10 protein-coding genes, 2 tRNA genes and 1 pseudogene are annotated in these 13974 nt (G+C 63.8%); 6 read left to right on the top strand and 7 right to left on the bottom strand.

The genetic code is table 11. From position 1 onward, the window contains the following. Window positions 1–99: 99 nt before the first annotated feature. The 4 genes from AC1MEM_RS22345 to AC1MEM_RS22330 all read right to left on the bottom strand — a co-directional run bounded on the left by AC1MEM_RS22345 (window position 100) and on the right by AC1MEM_RS22330 (window position 3380). Window positions 100–175, bottom strand: a tRNA-His gene (locus tag AC1MEM_RS22345). Window positions 176–250: 75 nt separating this feature from the next. Then, entirely contained in the window at window positions 251–1120 is an 870-nt protein-coding gene (gene murI / locus AC1MEM_RS22340) for a glutamate racemase (protein WP_499474285.1), read from the bottom strand. Window positions 1121–1217: 97 nt separating this feature from the next. After that, a complete protein-coding gene (locus tag AC1MEM_RS22335) occupies window positions 1218–2750 on the bottom strand; it encodes a fumarate hydratase (protein ID WP_499474284.1) in 1533 nt (510 codons plus the stop codon). Window positions 2751–2768: 18 nt separating this feature from the next. Beyond that, on the bottom strand, window positions 2769–3380 hold the full coding sequence (locus AC1MEM_RS22330) for a YqhA family protein (RefSeq protein ID WP_499474283.1): 612 nt from the start codon (window positions 3378–3380) through the stop codon (window positions 2769–2771). Window positions 3381–3579: 199 nt separating this feature from the next. Here AC1MEM_RS22330 and acs point away from each other — a divergent pair, with 199 nt between their 5' ends. The 3 genes from acs to AC1MEM_RS22315 all read left to right on the top strand — a co-directional run bounded on the left by acs (window position 3580) and on the right by AC1MEM_RS22315 (window position 8491). After that, the gene (gene acs, locus AC1MEM_RS22325) at window positions 3580–5577 is read left to right on the top strand and encodes an acetate--CoA ligase (RefSeq protein WP_499474282.1); all 1998 of its coding nucleotides are present in this window, start codon (window positions 3580–3582) and stop codon (window positions 5575–5577) included. A gap of 74 nt (window positions 5578–5651) precedes the next feature. Next, window positions 5652–6023, top strand: coding sequence for a DUF2946 domain-containing protein (locus tag AC1MEM_RS22320; protein ID WP_499474281.1), 372 nt, complete (start codon window positions 5652–5654; stop codon window positions 6021–6023). Window positions 6024–6196: 173 nt separating this feature from the next. Then, window positions 6197–8491, top strand: coding sequence for a TonB-dependent receptor (locus AC1MEM_RS22315; protein WP_499474280.1), 2295 nt, complete (start codon window positions 6197–6199; stop codon window positions 8489–8491). 278 nt (window positions 8492–8769) lie between these two features. Here the strand turns inward: AC1MEM_RS22315 and AC1MEM_RS22310 are convergent, their stop codons facing one another. Continuing rightward, a complete protein-coding gene (locus tag AC1MEM_RS22310; protein ID WP_499474279.1) occupies window positions 8770–9093 on the bottom strand; it encodes a hypothetical protein in 324 nt (107 codons plus the stop codon). 97 nt (window positions 9094–9190) lie between these two features. Continuing rightward, the gene (locus AC1MEM_RS22305) at window positions 9191–10615 is read right to left on the bottom strand and encodes an MATE family efflux transporter (protein ID WP_499474278.1); all 1425 of its coding nucleotides are present in this window, start codon (window positions 10613–10615) and stop codon (window positions 9191–9193) included. A 203-nt stretch (window positions 10616–10818) separates the two neighbouring features. Between AC1MEM_RS22305 and AC1MEM_RS22300 the strand changes: the two genes are divergently transcribed. Continuing rightward, window positions 10819–11373, top strand: coding sequence for a hypothetical protein (locus AC1MEM_RS22300; RefSeq protein ID WP_499474277.1), 555 nt, complete (start codon window positions 10819–10821; stop codon window positions 11371–11373). Between the two features lie 224 nt (window positions 11374–11597). On the opposite strand, the gene AC1MEM_RS22295 is transcribed toward AC1MEM_RS22300, so the two are convergent. Continuing rightward, window positions 11598–11688: transfer RNA gene (locus tag AC1MEM_RS22295), tRNA-Ser, on the bottom strand. A gap of 436 nt (window positions 11689–12124) precedes the next feature. Between AC1MEM_RS22295 and AC1MEM_RS22290 the strand changes: the two are divergent. Together AC1MEM_RS22290 and AC1MEM_RS22285 are read left to right on the top strand one after the other, a co-directional pair. Beyond that, window positions 12125–12502: pseudogene (locus tag AC1MEM_RS22290) on the top strand (KGG domain-containing protein); the annotation flags it as partial. Between the two features lie 481 nt (window positions 12503–12983). Next, window positions 12984–13892 (top strand): DMT family transporter, encoded by a 909-nt coding sequence (locus AC1MEM_RS22285; protein ID WP_499477736.1) that lies wholly within the window; start codon window positions 12984–12986, stop codon window positions 13890–13892. Window positions 13893–13974: the final 82 nt, after the last annotated feature.

The raw sequence follows: 13974 nt of genomic DNA, 5'->3' as shown, positions 1-13974 counted from the left end.
TAACCTGCGGGTGGCCTTTTTTCGTTCGCGTGCGCTTGCCAAAGCGCAGGCACCAATGCAAAAAGCCCAGTCATCGACCGGGCTTTTTGCTTGAATCTTTGGGGTGGCTGATGGGACTCGAACCCACGACAACAGGAATCACAATCCTGGACTCTACCAACTGAGCTACAGCCACCATTGTTTTGCTTTTCTATCTCAGCACTGCCGAGACAGAACAAGATTATACAAACTTCACAGCCAACTGGCAAATCTAATTGTTCGGTTCGATCGACATCCCGCCGGCGCCGTCCGCCACGACCTCGTGGGTGGGCGGATCGATGCCGAGCAGGCTGGCAAAGGCGCTCGAGAGCGCGGTGCTGCTGGCGCTCGTATAGCCGTCGAGTCGTGCAGGCTGCGCGGATGCCGGGCGCGCGATGCCGGCGGCGGCCAGCAGCCGCGCCAGGTGGCGTGCCACGGCCTCGCCGGTGTCGACCAGCGTGACCGGGCGATCCGTACTGGCCGCGATCACGCCTTCGATCGACGACTGCACCAGCGGATAGTGGGTGCAGCCGAGCACCAGCGTGTCGGCGCCCTCGGCCAGCAGCGGATCGATGTAGCGGCGCAGCAGCGCGATGGTGGCTTCGGAATCGAGTTCCCCCAGTTCGATCTGGTCGACCAGTCCATGACAGGGCTGGAGCAGGAAACGCACGCCGGTGCTTTCCGCGACCTGGTCGCGCAGCAGCAGGAATTTTTTTCCGCCGAGCGTCAGTTCGGTGGCGAGCACGCCGACCGTGCCGCTGCGCGAGGCTGCCGCGGCCGGTTTGAGCCCTGGTTCGACGCCGATGATCGGCATGGAGGGATAACGCTCGCGCAGCAGGGCGATCGCGGCGACGGTGGCCGTGTTGCAGGCGACGACAATCGCTTTCGCGCCGTGCTGGACGAAGAAGTGGCCGATCGCGAGCACGCGTTCGGCCACCGCCTGTTCCGGCTTGCCGCCGTAGGGGGCGAAGCCGGAATCGGCGAAGTACATCAGGTGTTCGTGCGGGAGCTGCGCGCGGATGTGGCGCAGGACCGAGAGGCCGCCGACGCCGGAGTCGAAAATGCCGATGGGGGCGGCGGGGGAAGGGTGGAGTGTGGTCATGAGTGCCAAAGGCCGTGCGTCACGCGAACTTGGGTTGAACGCGTGGGCGGCACAGCCGCCCACCCTACGTCCTTGATCAACCGTTACCGGTCGATCTTCAAGCCGCGTTGATTGGAATGCCCTTCAGCGATTCGATCTTCGCCGCCCATTCCTTCGGCCCGGTGTTGTGCACCGAGGTGCCGCTCGAATCGACGGCCACCGTGACAGGCATGTCCTGCACGTCGAACTCGTAGATCGCTTCCATGCCGAGGTCCTCGAAGCCGACGACCCTGGCCGACTTGATCGCCTTCGATACCAGGTACGCCGAGCCGCCGACCGCCATCAGGTAGGCCGACTTGTGCTTCTGGATCGACTCGATCGCCATCGGGCCGCGTTCGGCCTTGCCGATCATCGAGATCAGGCCGGTCTTCTCCAGCATCATGTCGGTAAACTTGTCCATGCGCGTGGCAGTGGTCGGGCCGGCAGGACCGACGACTTCGTCGCCCACAGGGTCGACCGGGCCGACGTAGTAAATCACGCGGTTGGTGAAGTCGACCGGCAGCGATTCACCCTTGGCCAGCATGTCCTGGATCCGCTTGTGGGCGGCGTCGCGGCCGGTCAGCATCTTGCCGTTCAGGAGCAGGGTCTGGCCCGGCGTCCACGATGCGACTTCTTCTTTCGTCAGCGTGTTCAGGTCGACGCGCTTCGATTTCTGGGTGTCCGGCGTCCACTGCACGTCAGGCCAGGTCGACAGCGCAGGCGGTTCGATGTACGAAGGGCCCGAGCCATCGAGCACGAAGTGGGCGTGGCGGGTGGCCGCGCAGTTCGGGATCATCGCCACCGGCTTCGAGGCCGCGTGGGTCGGGTACATGTTGATCTTCACGTCGAGCACGGTGGTCAGGCCGCCGAGACCCTGGGCGCCGATGCCGAGCGCGTTGATCTTGTCGCACAGTTCGATACGGAGTTCTTCCGTCTTGTTCTGCGGGCCGCGTGCTTTAAGCTCGTACATGTCGATGTCTTCCATCAGCGACTCTTTCGCCATCAGCATCGCCTTCTCGGCCGTGCCGCCGATGCCGATGCCGAGCATGCCCGGCGGGCACCAGCCGGCGCCCATCAGCGGCACGGTCTTCATGACCCAGTGGACCAGCGAGTCGGAAGGATTCAACATCACGAACTTGGTCTTGTTTTCCGAGCCGCCGCCCTTGGCTGCGACCTTGACGTCGACGGTGTCGCCCTCGACCAGTTCCATGTGGACCACGGCCGGGGTGTTGTCCTTCGTGTTCTTGCGCTCGAAATGCGGGTCGGCGACGATGGAGGCGCGCAGCTTGTTGTCGGCGAAGTTGTACGCGCGGCGCACGCCTTCGTTGACGGCGTCGGTGACCGAGCCGCTGAAGCCTTCGAAGCGCACGCCCATGCCGATTTTCAGGAACACGTTGACGATGCCGGTGTCCTGGCAGATCGGGCGCTTGCCTTCGGCGCACATGCGCGAGTTGGTCAGGATCTGCGCGATCGCGTCTTTCGCCGCCGGGCTTTGTTCGGCCTCGTAGGCGCGCGCCAGGTGCTGGATGTAGTCAGCCGGGTGGTAATAGCTGATGTACTGCAGCGCGGCGGCAACGGATTCGATCAGGTCTTCCTGTTTGATGACTGTCATGACAATTCTCGGGTGATGTTAATGAGGCTTGGACTGGTTGTAGGTGGCGGTAACGATGCGGTCGGTGTAGGCAATCGCCAGCGCCGACAGCAGGAAAACGGCATGGATAACGGTTTGGGCGACCAGCACCTTGACCTCGTAGGCGCTGGCGTTGATAAACGTTTTCAGCAGGTGGATCGAGGAGATGCCGACGATCGCCATGGCCAGCTTGGTCTTGAGCACGGACGCGTTCACGTGCGAGAGCCACTCGGGCTGGTCGGGATGGCCTTCCAGGTTCATGCGCGAAACGAAGGTTTCGAAACCGCCGACGATCACCATGATCAGCAAATTCGAAATCATGACCACGTCGATCAGGCCCAGCACCACCAGCATGATGGTGGTCTCTGTCAGCTTGGTCGGACGAGCCGAGCCCGGCACGGTCACGACGTCGAGGATGTGGTTCAGCGCATCGACATTGCCGAGCGCGGCGCCGATCAGGTCCTTCAGCTCGACCCAGAAATGGAACACGTAGACGCACTGCGCCAGGATCAGGCCGAGGTAGAGCGGCAACTGCAGCCAGCGGCTGGAAAAGATCAGTCGATTGAGCGGGGTGAGCTTCGGTGTTTCGTTCGCGGGGAGGTGTTGGGACATCGGGTACGACTCCAGGGTGCCGGCAAATACAGCCCATCATTTTACACCTCTGGCGTACGCCTGCAGACCGCTACCTCGGTTTGCCCGGGGGTTGGTAAAATCGCAGCTGAATAGGGAAGGCACGCAGCGCGGCCACGTAAGGGTTCAGTAAGCGGGCACGCCTATGGTTATGGCAAAACTATTACTAATGGAGACTAGCATGGCCGAGACCGAGACCAATCAAGACCACGGCGCTTTGCAGGAACACCGTGTTTTCCCACCGCCTGCCGGGTTCGCCGCCAACGCAGCTGTCTCCGGCATGGACGCCTACGACAAATTATGCGCGGAAGCGGCCAGCGACTACGAAGGCTTCTGGGGCCGCCTGGCCCGCGAACACCTCGACTGGCAAAAGCCGTTTACCAACACGCTCGACGAGTCCGGCGCGCCTTTTTATAAGTGGTTCGGCGACGGCCAGCTGAACGCCTCCTACAACTGCCTCGACCGCAACCTGCAGAACGGGAATGCCGAAAAGACGGCGATCATCTTCGAATCCGACGACGGCACCGTCACCCGCGCCACTTACCGCGAGCTGCATGAGCGCGTCTGCAAATTCGCCAACGGCCTGAAATCGCGCGGCATCAAGAAGGGCGACCGCGTCGTCATCTACATGTCGATGTCGATCGAAGGCGTGGCCGCGATGCAGGCCTGCGCCCGCATCGGCGCCACCCACTCGGTCGTGTTCGGCGGCTTTTCCGCCAAATCGCTGCAGGAACGCATCATCGACGCCGGCGCCGTGGCCGTCATCACCGCCGACGAGCAACAGCGCGGCGGCAAGTCGCTGCCCCTGAAAGCCATCGTCGACGAGGCGCTGGCGCTGGGTGGCTGCGACACCATCCGCGACGTCATCGTGTATAAGCGCACCGGCGGCAACATCGCCTGGACCGAGGGGCGCGACCTCTGGCTGCACGAGCTGGTCGACAGCCAATCTGCCGACTGCGAACCGGAATGGGTCGACGCCGAGCACCCGCTGTTCATCCTCTACACCTCGGGTTCGACCGGCACGCCGAAGGGCGTCCAGCACGCCACCGGCGGCTTCCTGCTGTGGGCCGCGCTGACGATGAAATGGACCTTCGACATCAAACCCGACGACGTCTTCTGGTGCACGGCCGACGTCGGCTGGGTCACCGGCCACAGCTATATCGCCTACGGCCCGCTGGCCGTCGGCGCCACGCAAATCGTGTTCGAGGGTATTCCGACTTTCCCGAACGCGGGCCGCTTCTGGGATACCATCGCCAAACACAAGGTCAGCATCTTCTACACGGCGCCGACGGCGATCCGCTCGCTGATCAAGGCGTCCGACGTGAACCCGGACGTCCACCCGAAGAACTACGACCTGTCCTCGCTGCGGCTGCTGGGCTCGGTGGGCGAGCCGATCAATCCGGAAGCCTGGATGTGGTATTACAAGAACGTCGGCGGGGAACGCTGCCCGATCGTCGACACCTTCTGGCAAACCGAAACGGGCGGCCACATGATCACGCCGCTGCCGGGCGCGACGCCCATGGTGCCGGGCTCGTGCACGCTGCCGCTGCCGGGCATCATGGCGGCGATTGTCGACGAAGCCGGCGCCGACGTCCCGAACGGCCAGGGCGGCATCCTCGTCGTCAAACGTCCGTGGCCGTCGATGATCCGCACCATCTGGAACAACCCGGAACGTTTTAAAACCAGCTACTTCCCCGAAGAACTCGGCGGCAAGTATTACCTGGCGGGCGACGGCGCGATCCGCAACAAGGACACCGGTTACTTTACGATCACGGGCCGCATCGACGACGTGCTGAATGTCTCGGGCCACCGCATGGGCACGATGGAAATCGAGTCGGCACTGGTGGCCAATCCGATCGTGGCCGAGGCGGCCGTGGTCGGCAAGCCGGACGAGACGACGGGCGAATCGATCTGCGCCTTTGTCGTGCTGAAACAAGCGCGGCCGACCGGCGAAGAAGCGAAGAAGCTGGCGGCGGAGCTGCGTAACTGGGTCGGCAAGGAAATCGGCCCGATCGCCAAGCCGAAGGAAATCCGCTTCGGCGACAACCTTCCGAAAACCCGTTCCGGCAAGATCATGCGCCGCCTGCTGCGCGTGCTGGCCAAGGGCGAGGCGATCACGCAGGACGTGTCGACGCTGGAAAATCCGGCGATCCTGGAGCAGCTCAAGGAATCGGCGTAAGTGGTGTGGTGGTGGAGGCGGCCCGCGTTCCGTGCGTGGGCTGCTTTTGCCACTGAGTTAGTTATACTTTGCGCATGACCCGACTATTTCGACGTGCGCTGACCGCCTGGATCGCTGTTCTTGCGATCCTGTTCGGCACGCTTGCGCCGGCGCTCTCGCATGCCTTCGTGCCTGCGGGGGCGCAGGCGGTCGATTTTCCGATTTGTAGCGCACACGCGCAGGCGGTCGACGTCAAGGCCCCTGGTCTTCCGGAACCCGCTGTCGATCCCGCCAAACATTGCGCGTATTGCGCGGGCCAGCACCATGCGCCGGGGCTGTTGCCGCAGGCGCCGCCTGCATTGGTCGCGGCCGGTAGCACCTCCTTTCCTTCGCTCTTCTACCAGGCGCCCGCGCCGCTGTTCCACTGGACAGCGCCCCAGTCGCGCGCCCCGCCACGCCTTTCCTGATTCCCCGCTGACTCGTGCCCATGCCTGATGGCATGGCGCATCCGCACGTCGTGCACCGGCGCGCGCAGTCCGGCAGCTGAGCTTTTCGCAGGTCGCCGGGCACGCGCGCCCGCCTCGCAGCATCCAATGCTGCAGAACGTGCGCACGACGTGACCGTATCGAACAGGAACACAATGAAACCAAGAGAATCCATCCTCGCGCTGTCCATCGCGGCCGCGTTCGCTACCACTGCACAGGCGCAGCAGCAAGCGGCTGATGCCGCGCCGCAAAAACAGATGGGCACCGTGCTCGTCACCGGCAACCGCCCGACCTCGCTGCCGACCCAGATCCCGACCACGATCGAGGGCATCACCGCCGCCGAAATCGCGCGCACCGTCAACGCGACGGACGCGGAGGACGCCCTCAAATACCTGCCCAGCCTGCTGGTGCGCAAGCGCTACATTGGCGACTACAACCACGCCGTGCTGTCGACGCGAGCCTCCGGCACCGGCAACAGCGCACGCTCGGCCGTGTACGCCGATGGCATCCTGCTGTCGAACTACCTCGGCAACGGCGCCAGCTTCGCGCCGCGCTGGGGCATGGTGACGCCGAGCGAAATCGAGCGCGTCGATGTGCTGTACGGACCTTTCTCCGCAGCCTATGGCGGCAACTCGGTCGGCGCCGTCGTCGACTACATCACGCGTATGCCACGCCGCTTCGAAGCGCACGCCAGGCTGTCGCTGTCGCACCAGCCGTTCCGGCTCTACAACACGCATGACAGCTTCAATGGCCGCCAGGGCAGTGTGTCGCTCGGCAACCGGCAAGGTCCCTGGTCCTGGTTCATCGACCTCAGCCGCAACGATAGCGACGGACAGCCGCAGACTTTCGTGACCCGGCTGCCGGGCGCCGGGATGGCAAGCGGCAATGCCGACAGCGTGGCCGGCGCCGTGCCTGGCCAGGACCGCAGCTACCGCGACTGGCTGATCCTTGGAACGGCCACGCAATACCACACCGTGCAGGATCATCTGAAAGCCAAGCTCGCCTACGACTTTTCGCCGACGCTGCGCGCCACCTATGTCATGGGCCTGTGGCAAAACGAATCCGAAGGCCGGCCCGACAGTTACCTGCGCAACGGCGCCGGCCAGCCGGTCTACAGCGGCCCGGTCACGATTGGGGGACGCAGCTACACGCTCGGCCAGGCCGATTTCAACGTATCCAACGAAGAACTGCGCCACGTGATGCATGGCCTCTCGCTCAAGAGCAACACCAAAGGCGTGTTCGACTGGGAGCTCGCCGCCAGCCTCTACGATTACAACCAGGACAGCTTGCGCGCCGCGACGGTCGCGCTGCCGGGCGCCCTGAACGGCGGAGCGGGCCGCATCGTCGACGGCAGCGGCACCGGCTGGAATACCTTCGCTGCCAAAGGTGTGTGGCGGCCGCAGGGGCAGGGCAGCGTCCACATCGTCGAGTTCGGCTACCAGCGCGAAGCCTACAAGCTGGCCAGTATCGAGAACGCGACGGCGAACTGGATCGATGGCGCACCGGGCGCGCGCAACGCGGCTTTCGGCGGGCGCACCCGCACCCAGGCGCTGTACGCCCAGGACACATGGCGCTTCTCACCCACCTGGAAAGCCGTGCTCGGCCTGCGCATGGAACGTTGGGAGGCGCAGGATGGCCGCACGTCGAACGCGACGACGACGGTCACGCACGGCGAGCGGCGCGAGAACCATGCTTCTCCGAAAGCGGCGCTGGCCTGGCAGGCCACGCCCGATTGGGTGCTGAAGGCCTCGCTGGGACGCGCGGTACGCATGCCGACCGTCTCCGAGCTCTACCAGGGCGGCGTCAACGGCGCGGGCGTCCTGATCAATAACGATCCCGGCCTGGCGCCGGAACGTTCCTGGACCGGAGAACTGACGGCCGAACGCAAGCTCGAGGCCGGAACACTGCGCCTGACCGCCTTCGGCGAGCGCACCCGCGACGCCCTGTATTCGCAGACGAACGTGCTGGTCACGCCGAACGTCACGAATGTGCAGAACGTCGGGCGCATCGATACGCAAGGCTTCGAGCTGGCCTATGGCGCGACGGACGTGTTGCGTCCAGGCCTGGACCTGAACGCGAGCCTCACCTGGACCGATTCGGAAATCAAACGCAACGACAAGTTCCCGGTCAGCGTCGGCAAGCGCCAGCCGCGTATTCCCGAGTGGCGCGCGACCGGCGTGGCCAGCTATCGCGTCAACGACAAGCTCGCGCTGACGCTCGCCGCGCGTTACAGCGGCGAGCAGTTTTCCACGCTCGATAATTCCGATCCGAACGGGTTCGCCTACCAGGGCGCGAGCAAGTATTTCACGGCCGACCTGCGCGCAACTTACCGCGTGAATGCCAGGTGGAGCGTGGCGCTGGGGATCGATAACCTGAACAATTATCGCTACTGGAATTTCCACCCATATCCGCAGCGCACCTGGCTGGCGGAGTTGAAGTACGACTTGTAAGGGCAGGCCAGCGGAAATGAAAAGGCCGCCTTCGCGGGCGAATGCCGGTCAGTGAAGAAGGCCGCTTCGATTCACATCGGAGCGGCCTTTGTTCTTGAGGTCGACGCGCGGGCATGCCCGCCCTACGTTACACAGCGGTCTCGACCAACAATGACGACGGTGGCGCACCGTAGGGCGGGCATGCCCGCGCGTTATGCTGGCCCAGAGTCAGCTCATCCGCGCTTAACTGACCGGCATTAGCCTTCGCGGGCGGCCTTTTCATGCGGAAACCGCCGCGCTTACGTTCCGGCGAACGGGCTGCCGACGATGCCGACGGCGAGCTCCGCCCAGATGAACAGGAAGGCCAGCCCGATCACCGCAGCGGCGATGACGCGCGTCCTGCGCGTGCGCGCCGTATTCATTGCCAGCTCGACGATGATGCCGGTGCCCGCCAACAGGGCGCCCGCGACGATAAAGTCGCCGCCGGTCCAGCGTACTTCCGCCGTGAACTGCATTGCCGCCAGCGGAACAAGCAGGAGGGCGGCAGTTGCCAGCAGGATGAGAAGAAAATGCCGGGCCCTGACCTGCCTTGCCGGAACTTTGCCGCCTGCCATGATGTTCATCGCCGCTCCTGGGTATCGGGTTGTCGCCAACTGTCAGTCTGCCATCAACGCACCCCGGCTTCAACCGATGAATACGGGCGTGTTGCGGTATTCCCGATCAGCGCAAGCTTCCTTCCTCGATGACGGCTTCCTCCGTGACTTTGGCCACTTGCACATCGTCCTCCGTCAGGCGTACGGTTTTCCAGCTGCCGCGTGCGAACCAGGCGACGGAGATCAGTGCCACCAGGACGTTGGTGACAGGGAAGGACCACCACAGTCCATCCGCGTGCAGGCTGGTATGTTTTGCCAGGACATAGGCGAGCGGAAACTGGATCATCCACTGCGAGACCATCGCAATGATCATGGCGCTGAGCATATTGCCGGATGCGCGGAAGGCCGACACGACGCACAACTGGATACCGATGCCGCCCCAGGCCAGGCACATGATGCGGATGAAGTGGGCGCCGCCGGCGATCACTTGCGCATCGTTCGGGATAAAGAAGCGCACGAACCACGGCGCACCCAGCCAGGCAATCCCGCCGAGCACAGTCAGGATGGCGAAACTGGCGAGCGTGCCCAGCCAGGTAATGCGCTCGGCACGTTCGATGTTGCCGGCGCCGATATTCTGGCCGACGAGCGTTGCCACCGCCATCGCCACGCCCATGACCGGGATCGTGATGACTTGCAAAATGGTGGAGCCGACCCCGTAGGCGGCAATCGTGAGCGTCCCGAAGCTCGTCACGAGGAAGGACATGACCATCAGTCCCAGCGCCCGCGTCGAGAGTTCCACCGAGCCCGGCAGGCCAAGGAAAAATGCACGCTTCAGGTAAGCCGCATCGGGCCTGAAGCCTTTCCAGTCGAGCGCAATGCCGTGCTGCCCGCGCAGGAAGATCACCATGCCCAGGCCGGCGGCCAATGCCTGGGTAATCAGGGTGGCATAGGCCGCGCCCATCACACCCTGGCCCGCGATCGGGCCCCAACCGAAGATGAACAAGGGGTCGAGCAGGAAGTTCAGCAGCACGGTGCCGGCGACGATCATGAGCGGCACCTTCGTCTGGCCCACCCCGCGCATCAGCGACTGGAACATCGCGTACATGAAGACGAAGATGATGCCCACAAAAGAAACGCGCAGGAAACCGAGCGCGCCTTTGTACACTTCCGGGGCGACGCCGAGCAGGTGCAACAGCATCGGGGCCAGCGCGAAGCCGAGGGCGCCGAAGACGACGGAGGTGATGACGACCATCAGCATGGTTTGGGCGGCGACGTGGTTGACCATGTCCTGCTTGCCGGCGCCGACATATTGGGCGGTCATCGTCGCGCCGGCCATGGCCAGGCCGGAACCGAGGGCGATGACCAGAAAGGTGACAGGGAAACTGACGGAGATGGCGGCGACCGCGGCGGCGCCCAGGCGGCCGACCCAGAAGGCGTCGGTGAGCTGGTAGCCGGTCTGGAGCAGGTTGGCCAGGATGATGGGGATGGCCAGGGTGGTCAGCGCGCGGGGGATGGAGCCTTCGAGGAACAGGGCTTTGCGGTTGGATGCCATGTGGTGCCTGTGGACGGGGAGAATGGGTATGCTAAACGAGGCGCGGGGAGGAGGATGTGCTGTAGGTAACAGAGAATTTTATTTCCTTGCGGAAATTGCGAAACGTTCTTAGAATTTTGTGCTCATGGGAGCGACGAGGCTGGCCTTCCCACATTTCGACTCGTCAGTAACCCGAATTTCTCAACCTTTGTTCCCGACCCAACATGTTTGAATTCCTGAATGCGTTCTTCCTTGCCGCCACTCTTACAAGCCAGATGGTTAATATCGTTGCGCAAGCCAATGTGGACGTCAAAATTCAGGAAGGTGTTCGCGTCTATTCGGTTGCGATGAGGCAGCAAACTCCATATGGAGTAGACAAGTGCAGCTACGATGGCGTCATGGTTCAGTACGCAAGGGATTGGGAGGAGGTTCAGTCATCGACCGAACAGGTTCTCCCTCCTGAACCAGACAAGCCTGTCGGTTACGCTTTGATTCTGACCAAAGAAAAATGTCCGGGCAAGAATGAGCGCCCCATTTTCAGTACGGGCAGCAAGTTCTTCTATCCATTATTCGGCCGTGGTTACGTCATTCGCCAGGGGCATGGTGTGAACGCCATGGACTACGCCGGACTTCCGGAAAACATGCGCCCGAAATGGATGCCGCAGGTATTAAAGACCATTGAGGCAGAAGTACCTGAAAATAAAGTCGCTCAGATGTTTGTGGCGGAAATGATGGAGCGAACAGAGGCCGCCAAAGCGACCGCGCGAAGCAATATGTGATGTAGCCGAGGTCTGAGAGTCGGAGGTAGGGCGCGCGCCCTCGGCGCGCGAAGCCGCCGCCCTTGGGGCGACGGCAGACAGGCGATTCGGAGAGGCTTGGGCCTGCAGGCCCAAGCCCTCGAACCTGCCGCCTTGGCGACCGCGCAGAGCCCGCAGGGCTCTGCTTCTCTCCGCCACGAAACAAAAAAAATGGCCGCCCGAGGGCGACCATTTTTTTGTACTCCTGGCGGAGAGAGGGGGATTCGAACCCCCGGTAGGCTATGAACCTACACACGCTTTCCAGGCGTGCGACTTAAACCACTCATCCATCTCTCCTGCATGCTTCGCTTCAGCGAAGCCGCCTATTATAGCAACAATTCTCGGCAGTTCAAGCACTATCCCACCGCCTCCCCCAGTAAGCCCCACCCGCACGATGCGGTCGCAAGGGGCTCACGTCACAAATGGCGCGACCGCGCTGATCGATCGCCTCTGCCTCATGGCTGCGCGGCGCCGCAAAAAAGACCTGGGCCGGCTGCGGAATCGCATCGGTTGCGGCCGGTGCGTGCATCTCCAGCTCAGCAGGAGATGCACGAAGAAGCTGTTAAAAGAACAAAGTTGTCTCCAAAACTGCAAGCGATGGCCGACAAGGCGATGGGGCCTATTCCTACGTTCCGACAAGGCGCGCTTAGTGGTCAGTACGGCTCGCACTGACTAGGATGTACCTGTCTCAGCCGACATTGGGCTGGCACTTCACTCATAACAGGAGGCAACTATGGCATCGAACAACCAAGGTGGTAACAAAGGCGGCAACCAGGGCAACCAGGGCGGCAACCAAGGCAACCAGGGTAGCAAGCAGAGCGGTGATACCAGCAACCGCGGCTTCGCATCGATGGATCCGGAGCGTCAGCGCGAGATCGCCAGCGAAGGCGGCCGTGCAGCACACGCATCGGGCAATGCCCACGAGTTCAACTCGGAAGAAGCACGCCGTGCCGGCTCGATGAGCCACAAGAACGACGGCAACAACCAGTCGGGTGGCGGCGGCAACCAGGGCGGCCAGGGTGGTAACCAGGGGGGCCAGGGCGGTGGCGGTACCCGCGGCGGCTCGCCAGAGCAGCATGCCGAAGCCGGCCGTCAAAGCCACAAGAATGACGGCAACAACCAGTCGGGTGGCGGCGGTAACCAGGGTGGCCAGGGCGGTGGCGGTACGCGCGGCGGCTCGCCGGAGCAGCATGCCGAAGCCGGCCGTCAAAGCCACAAGAACGACAACAAGCGTTAAGCGGTTGTCGACCTACCCTGGCTAAGCGGCGGGCAGCCGCGCAGCCAGGCTCAAGCAGGTAGCGGCGGGGAATCCTACCCCGGCCGTGCAAGGGCGCCGTCGCGCCGGTCGTTCGACCGGTTGCGGCGGCGCTTCGTCGTGTTTGGGTTCCTGCATCGGTGCGCGGTTTCCGGGGATGGTTGCACGCGTGGGCGGCGCACTCACCGCCGGGTGTTCAGGCCCCCTGGATGCGGCCACCTACGCCGGACGCATCCCGGCCGGCTCTGGCACAATCGTGTTTTCGCGCAGCGGTTCCCCCGGAGTAAATGTGTTGACTGGAGTGTTGTGTGGCGTGCTGGCCGGCGCCTTGTGGGGCATGGTGTTCATCGTGCCGGAATTGTTGCCGGGCTTTACTCCGGTCGAACTGGCTGTCGGGCGCTACATGGCCTATGGCGCCATCTCGCTGGGACTGATGCTGCCGGGCTTACGTCATCTGCTTCGCCGGCTCGCCCCGGGCGACTATCTTGCCTTGCTGCGCCAGGCCCTGAGCGGCAACCTCGTCTACTACACGCTGCTCGCGCTGGGCGTCAAACTGGCGGGCGTGGCGCCGACCTCGCTCATCATTGGCCTGATCCCGGTCGCCGTCACGCTGCTGGGCCGGCGCGACCAGGGCGCGGTGCCGCTCAGGCGCCTGGCCGCGCCGCTGCTGGTCATCGGCGTTGCGATTGCCTGCATCAACGTCGACGCCTTCCGCCATGCGCAAGCGGGCGGGGCGCCGCTGTCCTCGACCGTGCTCGGGCTGGCCTGCGCCTGCGGTGCGCTGGCGTGCTGGACCTGGTACGCGCTCGACAATGCGCGCTACCTGAAGCGCAATCCGCAGTTCAGCGGCGGCCAGTGGTCCTCGCTCTACGGCCTGGCCAGCGGCCTGGTGGCGCTGCCGATCGGCGCGCTGTCCCTGCTGCTGGCGCATGCCGGCATCACCGAAGCGGCCGCACCGGGACGCGACTGGCCCCTGTTCTGGCTCTACAACGGCTTGCTGGCGCTGGGCGCCTCGGTGATCGGCAACCAGTTGTGGAACATCGCCAGCCGGCGCCTGCCGGTGACGCTCACCGGCCAGTTGATCCTGTTCGAGACGGTGTCGGCCATGCTCTACGGTTTCGCCTGGCGCGCGCAAGGGCCGCGCCTGCTGGAAGGCGTCGCCATCGGGCTGCTGGTACTCGGGGTCACCTGGTCGGTGCGCCTGCATGCGACGCCGGCGCCGGTGCAGTCGTCCGTCGCAGCCTGACAACAGGGCAGCGCAGAACCGCACAATACAGCACGATTCGGCTTGGGATCGTTGCCGTTCGCGACACACAGCCGTCCTGGCG

It is taken from the genome of Telluria sp. AIW5, assembly GCF_056680575.1.
Note: the sequence above shows the minus strand (reverse complement) of the source record. Positions and strands in the feature narration are given on the sequence as shown.

Excerpts from the sequence above, each read along its gene's own strand:
- murI (WP_499474285.1), bottom strand. The coding sequence starts at position 1,120 with ATGACCACACTCCACCCTTCCCCCGCCGCCCCCATCGGCATTTTCGAC.
- AC1MEM_RS22335 (WP_499474284.1), bottom strand. The coding sequence starts at position 2,750 with ATGACAGTCATCAAACAGGAAGACCTGATCGAATCCGTTGCCGCCGCG.
- AC1MEM_RS22330 (WP_499474283.1), bottom strand. The coding sequence starts at position 3,380 with ATGTCCCAACACCTCCCCGCGAACGAAACACCGAAGCTCACCCCGCTC.
- acs (WP_499474282.1), top strand. The coding sequence starts at position 3,580 with ATGGCCGAGACCGAGACCAATCAAGACCACGGCGCTTTGCAGGAACAC.
- AC1MEM_RS22320 (WP_499474281.1), top strand. The coding sequence starts at position 5,652 with ATGACCCGACTATTTCGACGTGCGCTGACCGCCTGGATCGCTGTTCTT.
- AC1MEM_RS22315 (WP_499474280.1), top strand. The coding sequence starts at position 6,197 with ATGAAACCAAGAGAATCCATCCTCGCGCTGTCCATCGCGGCCGCGTTC.
- AC1MEM_RS22310 (WP_499474279.1), bottom strand. The coding sequence starts at position 9,093 with ATGAACATCATGGCAGGCGGCAAAGTTCCGGCAAGGCAGGTCAGGGCC.
- AC1MEM_RS22305 (WP_499474278.1), bottom strand. The coding sequence starts at position 10,615 with ATGGCATCCAACCGCAAAGCCCTGTTCCTCGAAGGCTCCATCCCCCGC.
- AC1MEM_RS22300 (WP_499474277.1), top strand. The coding sequence starts at position 10,819 with ATGTTTGAATTCCTGAATGCGTTCTTCCTTGCCGCCACTCTTACAAGC.
- AC1MEM_RS22285 (WP_499477736.1), top strand. The coding sequence starts at position 12,984 with ATGGTGTTCATCGTGCCGGAATTGTTGCCGGGCTTTACTCCGGTCGAA.